This is a genomic window from Rhizobium atlanticum (assembly GCF_030182485.1).
Taxonomy (GTDB): domain Bacteria; phylum Pseudomonadota; class Alphaproteobacteria; order Rhizobiales; family Rhizobiaceae; genus Rhizobium.
Genome location: NZ_JAQJCJ010000018.1, coordinates 140,064 through 155,726, shown reverse-complemented (window position 1 = coordinate 155,726; position 15,663 = coordinate 140,064). Strand labels below are relative to the sequence as shown.

The 15,663-nt window shown below is 61.1% G+C and carries 16 protein-coding genes and 2 pseudogenes; 10 read left to right on the top strand and 8 right to left on the bottom strand.

The window, feature by feature from the left end:
• The first annotated feature begins 217 nt into the window (after nt 1-217).
• A complete protein-coding gene (locus tag PH551_RS24545) occupies nt 218-619 on the top strand; it encodes a DUF2794 domain-containing protein (protein ID WP_085779745.1) in 402 nt (133 codons plus the stop codon).
• 6 nt (nt 620-625) lie between these two features.
• Here PH551_RS24545 and PH551_RS24540 read toward each other — a convergent pair whose 3' ends face one another.
• The 4 genes from PH551_RS24540 to PH551_RS24525 all read right to left on the bottom strand — a co-directional run bounded on the left by PH551_RS24540 (nt 626) and on the right by PH551_RS24525 (nt 5,439).
• A complete protein-coding gene (locus PH551_RS24540) occupies nt 626-1,183 on the bottom strand; it encodes a GNAT family N-acetyltransferase (RefSeq protein ID WP_285195376.1) in 558 nt (185 codons plus the stop codon).
• Between the two features lie 107 nt (nt 1,184-1,290).
• Complete coding sequence (locus PH551_RS24535; protein WP_085779743.1) at nt 1,291-2,019, bottom strand: Bax inhibitor-1/YccA family protein; 729 nt, start codon at nt 2,017-2,019, stop codon at nt 1,291-1,293.
• Nucleotides 2,020-2,191: 172 nt separating this feature from the next.
• Nucleotides 2,192-4,735: an ABC transporter permease gene (locus PH551_RS24530; protein ID WP_285195375.1), complete on the bottom strand. Its 2,544-nt coding sequence runs from the start codon at nt 4,733-4,735 to the stop codon at nt 2,192-2,194.
• Entirely contained in the window at nt 4,732-5,439 is a 708-nt protein-coding gene (locus tag PH551_RS24525) for an ABC transporter ATP-binding protein (protein ID WP_285195374.1), read from the bottom strand. The genes PH551_RS24530 and PH551_RS24525 overlap by 4 nt, the downstream gene beginning before the upstream one ends.
• Nucleotides 5,440-5,511: 72 nt before the next feature.
• Here PH551_RS24525 and PH551_RS24520 point away from each other — a divergent pair, with 72 nt between their 5' ends.
• Entirely contained in the window at nt 5,512-6,156 is a 645-nt protein-coding gene (locus tag PH551_RS24520) for an arylesterase (protein WP_183705157.1), read from the top strand.
• Nucleotides 6,157-6,224: 68 nt separating this feature from the next.
• On the top strand, nt 6,225-6,818 hold the full coding sequence (gene thpR / locus PH551_RS24515; protein ID WP_097598187.1) for an RNA 2',3'-cyclic phosphodiesterase: 594 nt from the start codon (nt 6,225-6,227) through the stop codon (nt 6,816-6,818).
• Here the strand turns inward: thpR and PH551_RS24510 are convergent.
• The gene (locus PH551_RS24510; protein WP_285195373.1) at nt 6,725-7,225 is read right to left on the bottom strand and encodes a low molecular weight protein-tyrosine-phosphatase; all 501 of its coding nucleotides are present in this window, start codon (nt 7,223-7,225) and stop codon (nt 6,725-6,727) included. The genes thpR and PH551_RS24510 overlap by 94 nt on opposite strands.
• 33 nt (nt 7,226-7,258) lie before the next feature.
• Here PH551_RS24510 and PH551_RS24505 point away from each other — a divergent pair, with 33 nt between their 5' ends.
• Together PH551_RS24505 and PH551_RS24500 are read left to right on the top strand one after the other, a co-directional pair.
• Complete coding sequence (locus PH551_RS24505) at nt 7,259-7,564, top strand: 4a-hydroxytetrahydrobiopterin dehydratase (RefSeq protein ID WP_285195372.1); 306 nt, start codon at nt 7,259-7,261, stop codon at nt 7,562-7,564.
• A gap of 66 nt (nt 7,565-7,630) precedes the next feature.
• Nucleotides 7,631-8,023, top strand: coding sequence for a YkvA family protein (locus tag PH551_RS24500; RefSeq protein ID WP_085780227.1), 393 nt, complete (start codon nt 7,631-7,633; stop codon nt 8,021-8,023).
• 15 nt (nt 8,024-8,038) lie between these two features.
• Here the strand turns inward: PH551_RS24500 and PH551_RS24495 are convergent.
• A pseudogene (locus PH551_RS24495) lies at nt 8,039-8,534 on the bottom strand (sigma-70 family RNA polymerase sigma factor).
• Between the two features lie 380 nt (nt 8,535-8,914).
• Between PH551_RS24495 and PH551_RS24490 the strand changes: the two are divergent.
• The 5 genes and pseudogenes from PH551_RS24490 to PH551_RS24470 all read left to right on the top strand — a co-directional run bounded on the left by PH551_RS24490 (nt 8,915) and on the right by PH551_RS24470 (nt 13,747).
• Nucleotides 8,915-9,436, top strand: coding sequence for an invasion associated locus B family protein (locus PH551_RS24490; protein ID WP_085779735.1), 522 nt, complete (start codon nt 8,915-8,917; stop codon nt 9,434-9,436).
• Nucleotides 9,437-9,681: 245 nt separating this feature from the next.
• A complete protein-coding gene (gene rlmN, locus PH551_RS24485) occupies nt 9,682-10,911 on the top strand; it encodes a dual-specificity RNA methyltransferase RlmN (RefSeq protein ID WP_221113732.1) in 1,230 nt (409 codons plus the stop codon).
• Nucleotides 10,912-11,004: 93 nt separating this feature from the next.
• Nucleotides 11,005-11,958, top strand: a complete 954-nt coding sequence (locus PH551_RS24480; protein WP_285195371.1) for an ABC transporter substrate-binding protein — start codon at nt 11,005-11,007, stop codon at nt 11,956-11,958.
• Between the two features lie 121 nt (nt 11,959-12,079).
• A pseudogene (locus PH551_RS24475) lies at nt 12,080-12,956 on the top strand (ABC transporter permease).
• Nucleotides 12,953-13,747, top strand: a complete 795-nt coding sequence (locus PH551_RS24470; protein WP_085779731.1) for an ABC transporter ATP-binding protein — start codon at nt 12,953-12,955, stop codon at nt 13,745-13,747. Before PH551_RS24475 ends, PH551_RS24470 begins: the two are co-directional and overlap by 4 nt.
• Nucleotides 13,748-13,807: 60 nt before the next feature.
• Here the strand turns inward: PH551_RS24470 and PH551_RS24465 are convergent, their stop codons facing one another.
• A complete protein-coding gene (locus tag PH551_RS24465; protein WP_085779730.1) occupies nt 13,808-14,449 on the bottom strand; it encodes a LysE family translocator in 642 nt (213 codons plus the stop codon).
• 184 nt (nt 14,450-14,633) lie between these two features.
• Nucleotides 14,634-15,485: an SDR family NAD(P)-dependent oxidoreductase gene (locus PH551_RS24460; protein ID WP_285195370.1), complete on the bottom strand. Its 852-nt coding sequence runs from the start codon at nt 15,483-15,485 to the stop codon at nt 14,634-14,636.
• Between the last annotated feature and the right edge of the window lie 178 nt (nt 15,486-15,663).

Here is a 15,663-nt window from a genome sequence, read left to right as displayed (position 1 = left end):
GGGCCCTTTGGCGCGCTGGCGCCAAACCGGGATGCATAAATCTCCCGCAAATGAGGCGCTGTTTTGACTGAAATGCGGCACTGGGGAGAAAGCATTGCTTGGTCCCCAGCGAACGTGACTGGACGTGCGGCGAATGGAAGGAGCGCCGCTCTTGCAATTTGCGGCGGCTCGGGCAAACTGTCACTCTCCTGTCACAAGCGGAGGCCTTGGAGACCTGATGACAGATCAGCCGGATTTGCGACACGGCGAAAGCCGCTCCGTCGACAATAGTTCCTCGGTCATCGTCGATCTCAGGGAATACAAACAAAGCAAGGACCCGCTTCCGGTGACTTTCCACCGGCGCGAGCTGGATGCGATCCTGTGGATCTACGGCCGCATGGTGGGCGAGGGGGAATGGCGTGATTACGCCATCGACCATCTGAAGGACAGAGCGGTCTTTTCCGTCTTCAAGCGCTCCGGCGAGATGCCACTCTTCCGGATTGAGAAGAACCCGAAGCTTGCCGCCAAGCAGGGTGCCTATTCCGTGATCAATATCAACGGCATGATCCTGAAGCGCGGACACGAGTTGAACCAGGTCCTCAAGGTATTCGACAAAACCTTGAAACTCGTGGACAAATAACTCTTATCAGCCCGCAAACAGCGTACCGGGGTAGGTGGAGGGATTCGGATCGGTTGTCATGCCCTCGCCGAGGCTGCGCTGCATGAGCATCGTGTCCAGCCAGTGGCCGTGCTTGTAGCCGGTGCCCTTCATCAGGCCGACCTCCACAAAACCTGCCTTCAGATGAAGCGCGATCGAGGCCGGGCTCGCGCCACCGATGACGGCTACCATCTGACGAAAACCAAGCGCGGTGCAGCGGTCGATCAGCTCGATCATCAGTGCCTTGCCGATGCCACGGCCGCGGGCTTCGCGGGCCAGGTAGATTGAATCCTCCACCATCCAGCGATAGGCGGGGCGGGTGCGGAAGGCCGACGCATAAGCGTAGCCCAGGAGTTTTCCGTCCGCATCGGCCGCGGCGATGTAGGGATATTGCTGACTGACTATCGTGGAAAAACGCTGGGCCATTTCGGCCTCGGAGGGCGGCGCAATCTCGTAGCTTGCAACGCCATTCAGGACCGAGTCACCATAGATCTCCGTGATGGCGGGGATGTCGGCTTGGGCGGCGTTGCGCAGGAGGAAGGACATCGGGGCGGCAGGTCCATCGGAAGAGCAGGCTCCTCTAAAATCATCCCTGCGAAACCGGCGCAACAAAAAAGGCGGCCAAAGCCGCCTTTTCGATCTCATTGCGCCTGTTATCTGCGGTTGCCCATGAACTGCAGCAGGAACATGAAGAGGTTGAGGAAGTCGAGGTAAAGCGTCAGTGCGCCCATGATCGCCTTGCGACCGGCGACAGCGACGTCATCGGCTTCATAGTAGAGTTCCTTGATCCGCTGCGTGTCGTAGGCGGTGAGGCCTGCGAAGATCAGCACGCCGATCACCGAGATCGCAAACTGCAGCGCGGATGAAGCCAGGAAGATGTTGACGAGCGAGGCGATGATCAGGCCGAAGAGACCCATGATCAGGAACGAACCCATCGCCGACAGGTCACGCTTCGCGGTATAGCCGTAAAGCGACAATGCGCCGAAGGAGGCGGCGGTGACGAAGAAGGTCTGAACGACGCTCTGGCCGGTATAGACCAGGAAGATCGACGAGAGCGACAGCCCTACCAGGGCGGCGTAGATCCAGAAGGTGGTCTGGGCGGCGGAGACGCTCATCTGATGAATGCGGAAGCTCAGGAAGAAGACGACCGCAAGGGGGGCAAGGATGACGACCCAGCGCAACGGCGACTGGAACAGAAGCGCGCCAAACTGGGTGAGCTGGCCGTCCTGGACCGCGAAGTTGAATCCGAGATATGCGGCCACGCCGGTGATCGCCAGGCCGAGCGCCATCAGGTTGTAGACCTTGAGCATATATGCGCGCAGGCCTTGATCAATCATCTCGCCGGTCTGGACGCGGCTTTGATAGTTACGAAGATCAGCCATAGTTTCCTCTTACAAGCTCCGAAGGAGATACGGTGTCGGGGTTCTCGACCCGGGCGCCGCTGCGGAGCTCCAGCATGCCTGCAGACAATATGAGGCTTTCGCCCTTTGCAAACAAGGGCCTGCAACGGCGCGGCCGGTTAAATCGCCGTAAGGTGAAGGCCTTGGGACAGCTTCAAAGCTCGCGCAGCACGGGCGCCGCCTTCTGCCCGAGGATGCGCCAGGTGCCGATGAGGCCGATGCCGACTGTCAGAACGAGTGCCGTCACCAGCGTCAGGCCCGCCACGTCAGGCAGGAAGGCAGACGGCAGTCGCATGATGCGGGCGACGATGAACCAGGCGGCGATGGCGCCGGCAAAGAGTGCGAAGATCGCAGTCGCCAGTCCGAGGATCAGATATTCGTAGCTGAAGGCACGAATCAGCATGGCGCGGGTGGCGCCGAGCGTCTTCAGCACCACCGCATCGTGGGTGCGCGTCCTGTTGCCGGCGGCGAGCGCACCGGCCAGGACAAGAATCGAGGCGATGAGCGCCACCGATGCGGCGGCACGGATCGCTGTCGCAAGCTGCTCGACGAGCTGGTTGACGATGTCGATCGCGTCCTTGACTCGCACGCTGGTGATCGTCGGATAGGTATTGGTGACGGATTTCAGGATCGCCGCATCTTCGGCCGGCGTCGAGGAGGGATCGGTCAGGGTCGCCAGCCAGGCATGCGGGGCGCCGCGGAAGGTGTTCGGTGAGAAGACCATCACAAAATTGATCGACAGTGATTCCCATTGGACGCGGCGCAGATTGGCAATCTTTGCCGTGATATTGCGCCCCAGCACGTTCACGGTCACCGTGTCTCCGATCTTGAGCCCGAGTTCATGCGCCTCTTCCGAGGAGAAGGAGACGAGCGGCTCGCCGCTATAATCCTTGTGCCACCAGATGCCTTCGGTGAGGGCGGCATTTTCCGGCAGCGTGTCGGCGTAGGTGATGCCTCGATCGCCGTTCAGCACCCATCGGCCGGCGGCCGGCACATTCATCTTGGTGACGTCTTCGCCGTTGAAGGCAACGATCCGGCCGCGCAGCATCGGCACCTCCATCAACTTGCCCTTCGGCGCCTGCGTCTGGACAAGATTGCGGAAGGCGTCGACCTCGGCACTCTGAATATCGACGAAGAAGAAGTTGGGTGCACCCTCGTTCATTCGGCCGGTCAGCTGCTGGCGCAGGTTGCCGTCGATCAGGGTCAGGGTCACCAGCAACGCCAGGCCAAGGCCGAGCGAGAGCACGACCGATGGCGTCAGCGCGCCGGGGCGGTGGATGTTGCCGATTGCGAGCCTGAGCGCCGGCGAATGAACGCGCGGGCTGCGGCGCGCGAGCCAGGCGATCAAGGCGGCGACGAGGCGCAGGACGACGAAGGCGAAGACGATTGCGCCGACGAAGACGACGGCGATGAAACGATCATAGGCGGTGAGGATGGCAAGGCCGGCAAGGGCAGCCATGAAGAGGGCGGCAAGCAGGATATAGGGCCAGGACGGTAGACGGCGGGCCTCAAAACCCTGCTCGCGGAAGAGCGCGGTGGCCGGTACTTCGCGGGCATGGCCGAGCGGCAGAATGGCGAAGGCGAGCGTGGTCAGGATGCCGAAGAGCGTCGCAAGCAGCAGGGCACTGGGATAGAGGGTCGGCTCGGTCGAGACCGGCAGGAACTGCGCCAGGAACTGTGCTGCAAAGATCGGCGACAGGGCGCCGATGACCAGGCCGGCCATAATGCCGCCAAGGGCGATGATGGCGATCTGAAAGAGATAAATCAGAACGACGACGGCGGCCGGAGCGCCGAGGCATTTGAAGGTGGCGATGGTGGTGCGCTTGGAATCGAGGAAAGCACGCACGGCGTTGGCGACGCCAACACCACCGACGATCAGGGCTGTGAGGCCGACCAGCGTCAGAAATTGCGAGAAACGGGTGATGTTTTCAGTGAGCGAGGGTGCTGCGCGGTCGCTGGTGCGGATCGCCCAGCCGGCAGAGGGAAACTCCTTGGAGGCACGCGCCTGGATGCCCGACATGGCGCGCTTGTCTTCCAATCGGATCTTATAGGCGTGTTCAACCAGACTTCCGGTCTGGATCAGCCCCGAGGCTTCGAGCGCCTGTCGGCTGACAAGCAGACGAGGCGCAAAACCGAAGCCTTCCGACAGCGCGTCCGGCTCGGTCTTCACTGTACCGGTAATGCTGAGCTTGACATTCCCGAGCAGCAATTCGTCGCCGATCGCAAGGCCGAGCCGATCGAGAAGCAGCGGGGCGGCGACCGCGCCATAGGTGCCGCCTTGGCCGGAAAGCAGGGCTGCAAGCGGATAGTCCGGTTCGGCGACGAACCTGCCGTAGAGCGGATAGGCGTCATCGACCGCCTTGACCTCGACCAGCGCCTGATCAGAACCGTCGGGCTTGCGGGCCATCGAGCGCAGACCCGTTGAAACCGAAACGGTTCCGAGGCCCTGAAGGAAGCTCATTTCCTGAGGTGTCGCCTGGCGATTGTTGAGTTCGAAGCGGACGTCGCCCGCCAGCAGTTCCTGCCCCTGCGACGCGATCGTGTCGGTGATCGACTGCGAAACGGAATTGACGGAGGCGATCGCCCCGGTGCCGAGTGCGATGCAGGCCAGGAAGATATAGAAGCCGCGGATGCCGCCTCGCAACTCGCGAAGCGCCAGGCGAAAAGCGAGCGCGACGCGTGGCGTGACCATGCTCATGCGATTGCCGCTTCGCTGCGGCGGGCAGCGCTGTCGCCCTCGATCCTGCCGGAACGGACGCGGATCTGGCGCGAGCAGCGGTTTGCAAGCGAGACGTCGTGGGTGACGAGAAGCAGGGTCATGCCGCGCTCGGCCTGCTTGGCGAAAAGAAGGTCGGCGATCTGTCGGCCGGTCTCGGTATCGAGATTGCCTGTGGGCTCGTCGGCAATCAGCAAGGCGGGCGAAGGAGCGAGCGCTCTGGCAATCGCCACGCGCTGCTGCTCGCCGCCGGAAAGCTGGCAGGGATAGTGGTTCAGCCGTTCCCCGAGACCGACCGAACTCAGTTCGCGATGGGCGATTTCGAAGGCGTTGCTGATATTGGCGAGCTCCAGCGGCACCGCGACGTTTTCCAGCGCCGTCATGTTGGCGATCAGATGGAAGGACTGGAAGACGATGCCGATGTTGCGGCCTCGGAAATCGGCGACCTCATCCTCACTGAGGGCGTGGAGCGGTGTGTCATTGATGTTGATTTCGCCGCTGTCGAGCTTCTCCAGTCCTGCAAGCACCATCAGCAGAGTGGATTTGCCGGACCCGGAAGGCCCGACGATGCCGACGGATTCGCCGGCTGATATATCGAGATCGATACCCTTCAGAACATGGACGGAGGCGGCCGCACTGCCAAGGGTGAGATCGGCGCCCTTCAACTCGATGATGGTTTTTGCCAACGGAAATCGCCCTATATTAATCTCTAACGCAATGGCCGCATAACGGCACCTCGCCAATCTAGGGAAGCCAGAATGAGATTTAAAGTTGCCGCGCTTCAATTCACCGTAATCGCGGTGTCGCTGATCTTTGCCGTTGGAGCGAATGCGCGGACGATCAATCTCGTCGGATTCGGGGACAGCCTGATGGCGGGTTATCAGCTGCCGCCCGGCCAGGGCTTTCCGGAAAAGCTGCAGGCGGCGTTGAAGGCGAAGGGGCTCGACGTTTCCATTGCCAATGCCGGGGTTTCCGGCGACACCACGACAGGTGGGCTTGCCCGGATCGACTGGTCGGTCCCCGACGGCACCGATGGCGTTATCCTCGAGCTTGGCGCCAACGATGCGCTGCGTGGAATTCCGCCGGAAGAGAGCGAGAAAAATCTCGACCAGATGATTGCCCGGCTCAAGGCGCGCGGCATAGCGGTGCTGCTTGTCGGCATGATGGCGCCGCCGAACATGGGAGCGGATTATGCGGCGCGCTTCAATCCGATTTATCGGAAACTTTCGGAGAAACACGGAGTTCGACTCTATGCCTTCTTCCTTGACGGGGTTGCGCTCGATGCGGGGCTGAAGCTCGATGACGGCATGCATCCGAACGCGAGAGGTGTCGACGTCATGGTCGAGAAAATGGAAGCTGATGTCACAAATTTCATCGATACGATTTCTTCTGTGAAGAATTAGGGGCTTGCACGGCCATTGATTGCGTGATTCCGTGTAAGCACCTGCAAAAGATTCGGGGAGTGCTCGTTATGCCGAGACTGTTTACCGCCCTCGAAATTCCGCGCAATGCGGCAATGAGCCTTTCATTGCTGCGCGGTGGCCTCCCCGGAGCACGATGGATCGATGTGGAAAATTACCACATCACGCTACGCTTCATCGGTGATGTCGACGGCCGCACGGCCGATGAAATCGTTGAACGTCTCGATCGGATCGATCGGCCGGAGTTTCAGTTCCGGCTCGAAGGCATCGGCTCGTTCGGTTCAAAGAAGCCGCATTCGGTCTGGGCAGGCGTTTCTCATTCGCCTGAAATGTACGCCCTGCAGGCCGAGATCGAACGGATCTGCCAGCGCATCGGCCTGCCGCCGGATCCGCGCAAATTCACGCCGCACGTGACGCTGGCACGGCTGAAATCCTCGCGGCTCGACGATGTCGTGCAATATCTGAGTGGGCGCGGCAACTTCCACACCGCGACCTTCACGGCGCCGCGTTTCGTGCTGCTTTCATCGCGCGAATCGGTCGGTGGCGGGCCCTATCTCACCGAGGAAGTGTTCCCGCTGCACGAAGTACGTCCGGCGACCAGCGTTTCGAGCAGGCTGCTGCAGCCGGTCAAGAGCCTGGTATAGAGCAGCTCGAAACCTTCCGGACCGCCATAATAGGGGTCGGCAATGTCCTCCCCCGTTCCCAGCGCGATATCGCCGAACAGCTGGATATTTGCCTCGGGAGGGGCGATCCTGTTGAGTTCCGCCACGTTGTCGCGGTCCATGGCGACGATCAGATCGACACTGACGAAATCGATCGAACGGATGCGCCGGGCACGTTGCCCTGCTATGTCGAGGCCATGATTGCGGGCAACAGCGATCGAACGGCGGTCGGGCGGTTCGCCTTCATGCCAGTCGCCGGTGCCGGCGGAATCGATCGTGAAGCGATCGGTCAGCCTCGCCTCGGCGACAAGATGGGTAAAAATTCCCTCCGCGAGCGGAGAACGGCATATATTGCCCATACAAACGAAAAGGATGCTGATGTCTTTCATCGGTAACCTGCTGACAGATGAGAGGACCATGGCATGAAACAGGAAAGACTGGAACGGGGCGCGGCCGAGGCACGAATGGCCGAGCTTTCAGGCTGGGCGCTCAACGATGCGGCCTCTTCGATCTCGAAAACGTTCAAGTTTTCAAATTTCATCGAGGCCTTCGGTTTTATGACGCAGGCGGCGATTACGGCCGAGAAACTCAACCACCATCCCGAATGGTTCAACGTCTATTCCAGGGTGGATGTGACGCTGAACACGCATGATGCCGGCGGGCTGACGGAACTGGATTTCAAGCTCGCCAGGGCGATGGACAAGGTGGCAGCACGCGGTGCCGTTTGAAAACGAGCGCTGATTGAAAGCCGAAGCGCCATCACCATATGTTCGCATGGACGAAAGGATTCAGGGATGGACGAGGTCAAATTCGGGGAAATCCTGCTGCCGGGCGACGAGGACACCCAGAACCGGCGGGAGGAAACCGTACGGCAAAAGTTCTGGCCGACCTTCCGCCGGGCTGTCCGGCAGATTCCCTTCTCGCGCGACGTCGTTGCTGGTTTCTACTGTGCGCTCGATCCGCAGACGCCGACCAAGGTGCGCGGCGTGCTGCTGGCAGCGCTGGCCTATTTCGTCATGCCGGTCGACATGATTCCGGATATTTTCGCCGTCATCGGCTTTTCTGACGACATCGCCGTGCTTTCCGCCGCCTTCGCCATGGTGCGCGGTCATATCCGGCCGAGCCATTACGACGCGGCGGACAGGGTCCTTGCCGACAGGCCCGCCGAAACGATGAAAACGATTTGAAGACCGCGGCTCGGTTCAGCCGAGTTCCCGCTCCAGCATCTTGCGAAGCTTTCCAAATGCAAGCCGAATACGTGTTTTCAGCGTGCCGAGCGGCAGCCCGAATGCGATTCGCCAACGAAGAAAGCTGCACGCATCACGTCGCGCTGTTCCTCCGGCAGTTGTTCGACAGCGGCGCGTAGCTTGGCGTCGCGATCGCCATTGGCGATGATTTCATCGGCGCCGGTCTCGGCCGATGGCAGCAGGGTCGGGTCGGTTTCGTCGAAAGTGCGGGTGCTGGTGCGGCGCCGCAGATCGATGCGGCGGTTGCGGGCGATGCGAAAAAGCCAGGTCGACAGAGAAGATCGCGTGGCATCGTAGGGACAGGACTTGTGCCAGAGCACGACCATGATCTCCTGGACCAGCTCTCCGGCGTCGCCTGAGGTCATCTTCTGGCGCGTCAGCCACGTCTTCAGGCGCGGGCCGAAATAGTCGAACAAGATGGAAAGGCCTGCTGGTCGCGATCGTCTGCCACGGCCTTTGCGAGGGCAGCGAAACGCTGTCATTCCGAGGACCCATCTCGTCTCACCGGCCCCCTAGGGCAAAAATTTCGTCCCGGATTTCCAAAGTGTTAATGAGGTACAGCGGATTTTTGAAAGGTCAAACTCTTGCCTGAATCTTTGTGTCTTAAGTTCAGCCGAACGGCCAGCCGTGCCCATCGGCGCACCGGCATCGCAGCCGATTTCGGCAAGGGGCAAAAGTGGCAGTCGAGCTGAAATGACACAGGCACATACAAATCGCAGCTATTGTTGACCATTTGGTAACCTGAATTAAGTCAAAATAAAGCAGATCGTGATTATGCGGCGCCCGCTATGATCGCTTCGGGCCTTGAATCGCAAGAACCGGCAGGAATCCATGTTTGTAAGAAGTATCGTATCCGCCCTCGCCCTCACCATGACAATGGCCGGAGTGGCGGCAGCGCAGCAGGCCGCGACCGCCGCCGCGCCGACCCGCATTCAGCAGTTCCAGGCCTGGGGGGCTTATTCCTACAAGTCGGGCAACAGCACCGTGTGTTACGTCCTGTCGGTCCCGACGGCAAAGCAGCCGGCAAGCGTCGACCACGGCGACAATTTCTTCATCGTTTCGCAGCGTCCGGGCCAGAACATCTCCTATGAGCCGCAGGCGATGATGGGCTATACGGTGAAGGAAAATTCGAAGATCAACGTCGTCATCGACAACAAGACCTTCGTCATGTTCACCAAGGACAAGGCCGGCTGGGTCGAGAATGCTGCCCAGGAGCCGGCCCTCGTCGCGGCGATGAAGACCGGCCATTCGATGACCGTGAATGCGGTTTCACGCAAAGGCACCGGCACGTCCTACAGCTATTCGCTCTCGGGCATCTCGGCAGCGCTCAAGCAGATCGAAAGCTGCAAGTAAGCGGCTTTTGCTGAGAGAGTTCAAAAGGCCGGCCTTGCGCCGGCCTTTGTTATTTCCATCTATAGTGACGCGCAGCCAAAATGATGCTAAAGGCCGCGTAAACAGCGGACAGTTCGCGATATCAGTCGCCGTCTGCGATCAATTTCTGCCAATGTGCCGTCATGCGCCCGCAAGTCTTCCGGATCACACCGTGAAGTCAGCGGCTTGCGGAACGGTTACGTGTTTGAATTCGAGGTCAGAAGCCTATGTCCGTCATGGATGCGATCGTCGTCAACAAACCTCAGGCCGCGCGCCCGCCTTCCGGCGCCGAGAAGCCGTCGTTGATCGGGCTCTCCCGCGAGGAAATGGCGGCAGCGCTCCGGGAAAAGGGAGTACCCGAAAAGCAGATCAAGATGCGCGTCTCGCAGCTTTGGAACTGGATCTATGTGCGCGGCGTCTCTGATTTCGACCATATGACCAATGTCGCCAAGGATATGCGTGAAATGCTGAAGACGCATTTCACCATCGCGCGTCCGGAAATCGTCGAGGAGCAGGTCTCGAACGACGGCACGCGCAAATGGCTGCTGCGTTTTCCCGCGCGAGGCGCAGGACGCCCGGTCGAGATCGAGGCCGTCTACATTCCGGAAGAGGGCCGCGGCACGCTCTGCATCTCAAGCCAGGTCGGCTGCACGCTGACCTGTTCCTTCTGTCATACCGGGACACAGCGCCTGGTGCGCAACCTGACGGCGGAGGAAATTCTGTCGCAGTTGCTGCTCGCTCGCGACCGGCTCGGCGACTTCCCGGATCGTGAAGCGCCGCAGGGCACGATCATGCCTGCCGAGGGCCGCAAGGTCAGCAATATTGTGATGATGGGGATGGGCGAGCCGCTCTATAATTTCGACAGCGTCAAGCAGGCGCTGCTGATCGCCACGGATGGCGACGGCCTGTCGCTGTCCAAGCGCCGCGTGACGCTTTCCACCTCCGGCGTCGTGCCGGAGATCTTCCGCACCGGCGAGGAGATCGGCGTCATGCTCGCGATCTCGCTGCATGCGGTGCGCGATGACCTGCGCGACATCCTCGTGCCGATCAACAAGAAATATCCGCTGAAGGAGCTGATCGACGCCTGCAAGGCCTATCCGGGCCTTTCCAATGCGCGGCGCATCACCTTCGAATATGTGATGCTGAAGGATGTCAACGACAGCCTCGAAGACGCGAAGGGTTTGATCAAGCTTCTGAAGGGCGTGCCGGCGAAGATCAACCTCATTCCGTTCAATCCCTGGCCCGGTACCAATTATCAGTGTTCGGATTGGGAGCAGATCGAGAAATTCGCCGATTTCATCAATTCGGCGGGTTACGCTTCGCCGATCCGCACGCCGCGCGGCCGCGACATTCTTGCCGCCTGCGGCCAACTGAAATCGGAATCCGAACGCATGCGCAAGACCGAGCGCCTGGCCTTCGAGGCGATGATGATCGCCAATCACGGCGCCGACGACTGATCAGCAAGTTTGATCGTCGCTACAATTCTCCTGCATTGATTTAAGCATGCGCTTTTCCTAATAGTGCCGCCAAAATCATTCAGGAGGACACCCATGCGCCCGATTCTGCTCGCTCTTGCCGCCACTTTGTCCCTTTCCCTGCCCGCAAAGGCCGACAACGTGACCGTCGCCGTCACCGCGATCGTCGAGCACCCGGCGCTGGATGCCGCGCGCAAGGGCGTTCTCGACGTGCTGACGGCCGCCGGCTATAAGGAAGGCGAGAACCTGAAATTCTTGTTCGAATCGGCGCAGGGCAATCCGGCCACCGCTGCCCAGATCGCCCGCCAGTTCGCCGGCGACGAGCCCAATGTCATCGTGCCGATCTCCACGCCCTCGGCCCAGGCGGTCGTTTCCTCGACGCGTGACATTCCGGTCGTCTTCACTGCCGTCTCCGATCCACTCGGCGCCCAGCTCGTCAAGAACATGAACAAGCCCGGCGGCAATGTGACCGGCCTTTCCGACATGTCGCCGGTCGCCGAGCACCTGGCGCTGATCAAGGAAATCGTGCCGAAGGTCAAAACCATTGGCTACCTCTACAACTCAGGTGAGGCGAACTCGGTTTCGCTGCTCGCCGTCTTGAAGGCCGAGGCCGAAAAGGCCGGCCTGACGGTCGTGGAATCGGCTGCCACCAAGTCTGCCGAGGTTCAGGGTGCGGCGCGCGCCCTCGTCGGCCGCGCCGACGCCATCTACGTTCCGACGGACAATACGATCATCTCCGCGCTCGAAGGCGCCGTTGCGGTTGCCGAAGAAAGCAAGCTGCCGCTCTTCACTGCCGATACGGATTCGGTTTCGCGCGGTTCGATCGCCGCCCTCGGCTTCAACTATTACGATGTCGGCAAGCAGACGGGCGAAATCGTCGTGCGGGTGCTGAAGGGCGAAAACCCCGGCGATATCGCAGTCAAGACTGCCGCCGGCAGCGATCTGGTCGTCAACAAGGCGGCGGCCCAGAAGATGGGCGTCACCCTGCCCGAGAGCGTGCTTTCGCGCGCCAACAAGGTCATCGAATAACCGCTCATCGCTGCATCGACCCATTCACATTCAGCCGCTCCCGTTTGCGTGGGGGCGGCTGAAGTATTAAAAGGCTGCGGTTTCGCGACGGGCGGAACGGAAACAAAAGGGGCTGAAAGCCTTGAGCCAAATCGCATTCTGGGGGGCCGTCGAGCTCGGCCTGGTCTATTCCTTCGTCGCCCTCGGCGTCTATCTCGCCTTCCGCGTCCTCGATTTCCCGGACCTGACGGTGGATGGTTCCTTTCCGCTCGGCGCGGCGGTGACCGCGGTGCTGATTATTGCCGGCGTCAATGCCTGGCTCGCGGCGCTGATTGCGATGGCGGCGGGCGCGGCGGCCGGCATGGTGACGGCGCTGCTCAACGTGCGCTTCAAGATCCTCAACCTGCTCGCCTCGATCCTGACGATGATCGCGCTCTTCTCCGTCAATCTGCGGGTGATGGGAAAACCTAACGTCGCTCTCATCAATGCCGATACGATGATCAGCTCCTTCTTCGGTCATGGCCTGCGCGATTTCTACGTGCGGCCGCTCTTTGTCGGCGTTCTGGTGATCGTCGCGCTGATCCTTGTCTGGCGCTTCCTCGAAAGCGATGCCGGGCTTGCGATGCGCGCGACCGGCGCCAATGCGCGCATGGCCCGCGCCCAGGGCGTAGACACCAGCCGGCAAATCTATCTCGGCATGGCGATTTCGAACGCGCTGGTGGCGTTCGGCGGCGCCTTGTTTGCAGACCAACGGCTTTGCCGACGTCACTTCGGGCGTCGGCACGATCGTCGTCGGGCTCGCGGCGGTCATCATCGGCGAGACGCTGTTCGGACGCCGCGGCCTGCTGATCGCGCTTGTCGGCTGCGTGCTCGGCTCGATCCTCTATCGCATCGCGATCCAGCTGGCGCTGTCGAGCGACGTCATCGGCCTGCAGGCCTCCGACCTCAATTTCGTGACGGCGGTGCTCGTGACCTTCGCGCTCATTCTTCCCCGTCTTCGCCGAGGTGCCGTGTCGTGATCAGCGTCAAAGACATCAAGGTCGTTTTCGGACGCGGCACGCCGCTGCAGAAGCAGGCGCTGAATGGCGTCAGCCTGACCATCGAGCAAGGCTCCTTCGTCACCGTCATCGGCTCCAACGGTGCCGGCAAATCGACGCTGCTCGGCGTGCTCGCCGGCGATGTCATCCCGAGCGAAGGACAGGTGCTGATCGGAAAGAGCGATGTGACGCGCAAATCGACGGCGGCGCGCGCCGGCCTGGTGGCACGCGTCTTCCAGGACCCGCTGACGGGCAGCTGCGGCTCGTTGTCGATCGAAGAGAATCTTGCTCTGGCTGCCCGGCGCGGCGAAAAGCGCGGGCTTGTGCCGGCGCTTGGCGGCAAACGTCGGGACTATTTCAAGGAGCGGATCGCCGAGCTCAATCTGGGGCTGGAGAACCGGCTGAAGGATCGCATGGATCTGCTCTCGGGCGGGCAGCGGCAGGCGGTGTCGCTCGTCATGGCGACACTTGCCGGCTCCGAAGTGCTGCTGCTCGACGAACATACGGCGGCCCTCGATCCCGGCATGGCCGAGTTCGTGATGAACCTCACGCAGAAGATCGTTGCCGAGCGCAAGCTGACGACGATGATGGTCACGCACTCCATGCGCCAGGCGCTTGATTACGGCCACCGCACGATCATGCTCCATGGTGGCGAGATCGTTCTCGACGTGGCGGGCGACAGCAGGAAGGACCTGCAGGTCGAAGATCTGATCGCCATGTTCCGCAAGATGCGCGGCCAGACGCTCGATGACGATGCTTTGCTGATTGGCTGAACCAACAGCGTGCTGATCGGCTGAGCTGTCAGCGTGCGGATCGGCAAAGCCGACCGCGACCTATCGGGCCTGGGTGAGCAGGATTTTGGCGGCGAAGATCGAGAAGACGCCGGCGAAGGTGTAATCCATGCCGCGCAGAACCTTCTTGTTGTTCTGCAGCCAGGACGCCAGCCAGTCGGCGGCAAAGACGACAGCGGCATTGACGGGCATGCCGATCAGGATGAAACAAAAGCCGAGAAACAGCAGCTTCTGCGTGACGGCGGGATCGCCGGCGCTGACGAATTGCGGCAGGAAGGTCATGAAGAAGATGATGACTTTGGGGTTCAGGAGATTGACCCAGAAGCCGGATGAGACGTTGGCAAGCGCGGTGCCCTTCTGCGTCTCGACCTTGGCGACCGTCAGCTTCGAGCCAAAGCGGATCGCCTGCACTGCGAGCCAGAGCAGATAGCCGGCGCCGCCGGTCTTCAGGATCAGGAAAGCGGTCGGCGAAGCGGTGATCAGCGCCGAAATGCCGAAGGCGACCAGCATGGTGTGGACGACGATGCCGAGGCTGGTGCCGACGACGACGAAAAGGGCCGCCTTCTTGCCCTGGGCGAGTGAACGGCTGATCGACAGCGTCATATCGGGACCTGGGGTCGCCGCGAGCAGCAGCGTCGCGGCGGCAAAGGCGAGAAGGGTCGGCAGGTTCGGCAGGAAATCCATGGCACGCTCGGAAAGCTGGACAGTCAAGGTGACTACTTATCCAGCCTTCAGAAAATTACCAATCAAACCTTCTCATGCGCGTCGCACTAAACTTGATTCATGTGGCGCGCATTCGCTGTTTGTTTTGTGCATGTCGTTATCCCGGGACCGCTGCACGCTTCCGGGTGAAATGCAGTGGCACCGATTACTTCTCTTCGAGGAAGGCCTTGAACTTGTCGGCGTAATCCTTGTGCCAGCGCGACAGCGGCGGGCGGTTCTCGATGATATCGCCGGCGGCCCAGGCCATGCGGCGTTCATCGACCGCGCGGGTCACGTCGTTGTCGGGGCAGAGGATATAGAAATCGCCGCGTTCCAGGCTTTCGACCATGAAATCGACCGTCTGTTCCGGTGTCCAGGCGCCGGCTGGCTTTTCCGCCCGGTCGCCCTTGGTGAGGCCGGTGAAGACGAAGCCGGGGATCAGCAGATGCGCCGAGATCTTTGAACCCGCGGTGTTGCGCAGTTCGTGTTCGAGCGCCTCGGTAAAGACTTTTACGCCAGCCTTGGAGATGTTGTAGGCGGGGTTGCCCGGCGGCGTGGTGATGCCCTGCTTGGAGCCGGTATTGATGATCAGGCCGGGCTCGCCGTGGGACAGCATCTTCGGCCCGAAGACGCGCGTGCCGTTGACCACGCCCATCAGGTTGACGGCGAAGATATGGTCCCAATTTGACTGCGAACTGAAGATCGAGGTTTCCGGGCCGATGCCGGCATTGTTCATCAGCACGTGCACGCGGCCGAAACGCTGGAGTACGACGCGTTCCAGCGCCTCCAGGGATTCCCGGCTGGCGACGTCGGTCTCAACTGCCATCACATCCTCTTCGCCGGCAATGGCCTTGAGCTCCTCGGCGGCGTTGGCCAGCCGATCGCCGCCGAGATCGGCGATGACGATGCTCATGCCGCGTCCGGCAAAATACTTCGCCGCCGCAAGTCCGATGCCGGAAGCGCCGCCGGTGATGACGGCAACATTGGACTTCTTGAAAATATCTTGAATATTCGTCACGGGGACAGCCCCTCCTCGAGCATTGTTCGCACGCAGCCGAATATGGGTGCCGCTTGCGCACTGTCAAACGCTATCGGCGCCTCAGCCATCGCACTTGCCCTTGCGTCACGCGCCAATCTCGCTAAAAGTGCCGCGACACCGGGTTTTCGCCGGCCTTTATGCAACGGACCTCATCATC

Bases quoted from the DNA above. Each gene is read 5' to 3' on its own strand.
- PH551_RS24510 (WP_285195373.1), bottom strand. From the start codon at position 7,225: ATGAAAGACATCAGCATCCTTTTCGTTTGTATGGGCAATATATGCCGT.
- PH551_RS24500 (WP_085780227.1), top strand. From the start codon at position 7,631: ATGGACGAGGTCAAATTCGGGGAAATCCTGCTGCCGGGCGACGAGGAC.
- PH551_RS24505 (WP_285195372.1), top strand. From the start codon at position 7,259: ATGAAACAGGAAAGACTGGAACGGGGCGCGGCCGAGGCACGAATGGCC.
- PH551_RS24545 (WP_085779745.1), top strand. From the start codon at position 218: ATGACAGATCAGCCGGATTTGCGACACGGCGAAAGCCGCTCCGTCGAC.
- PH551_RS24520 (WP_183705157.1), top strand. From the start codon at position 5,512: ATGAGATTTAAAGTTGCCGCGCTTCAATTCACCGTAATCGCGGTGTCG.
- PH551_RS24535 (WP_085779743.1), bottom strand. From the start codon at position 2,019: ATGGCTGATCTTCGTAACTATCAAAGCCGCGTCCAGACCGGCGAGATG.
- rlmN (WP_221113732.1), top strand. From the start codon at position 9,682: ATGTCCGTCATGGATGCGATCGTCGTCAACAAACCTCAGGCCGCGCGC.
- PH551_RS24480 (WP_285195371.1), top strand. From the start codon at position 11,005: ATGCGCCCGATTCTGCTCGCTCTTGCCGCCACTTTGTCCCTTTCCCTG.
- PH551_RS24530 (WP_285195375.1), bottom strand. From the start codon at position 4,735: ATGAGCATGGTCACGCCACGCGTCGCGCTCGCTTTTCGCCTGGCGCTT.
- PH551_RS24465 (WP_085779730.1), bottom strand. From the start codon at position 14,449: ATGGATTTCCTGCCGAACCTGCCGACCCTTCTCGCCTTTGCCGCCGCG.
- PH551_RS24490 (WP_085779735.1), top strand. From the start codon at position 8,915: ATGTTTGTAAGAAGTATCGTATCCGCCCTCGCCCTCACCATGACAATG.
- PH551_RS24540 (WP_285195376.1), bottom strand. From the start codon at position 1,183: ATGTCCTTCCTCCTGCGCAACGCCGCCCAAGCCGACATCCCCGCCATC.
- thpR (WP_097598187.1), top strand. From the start codon at position 6,225: ATGCCGAGACTGTTTACCGCCCTCGAAATTCCGCGCAATGCGGCAATG.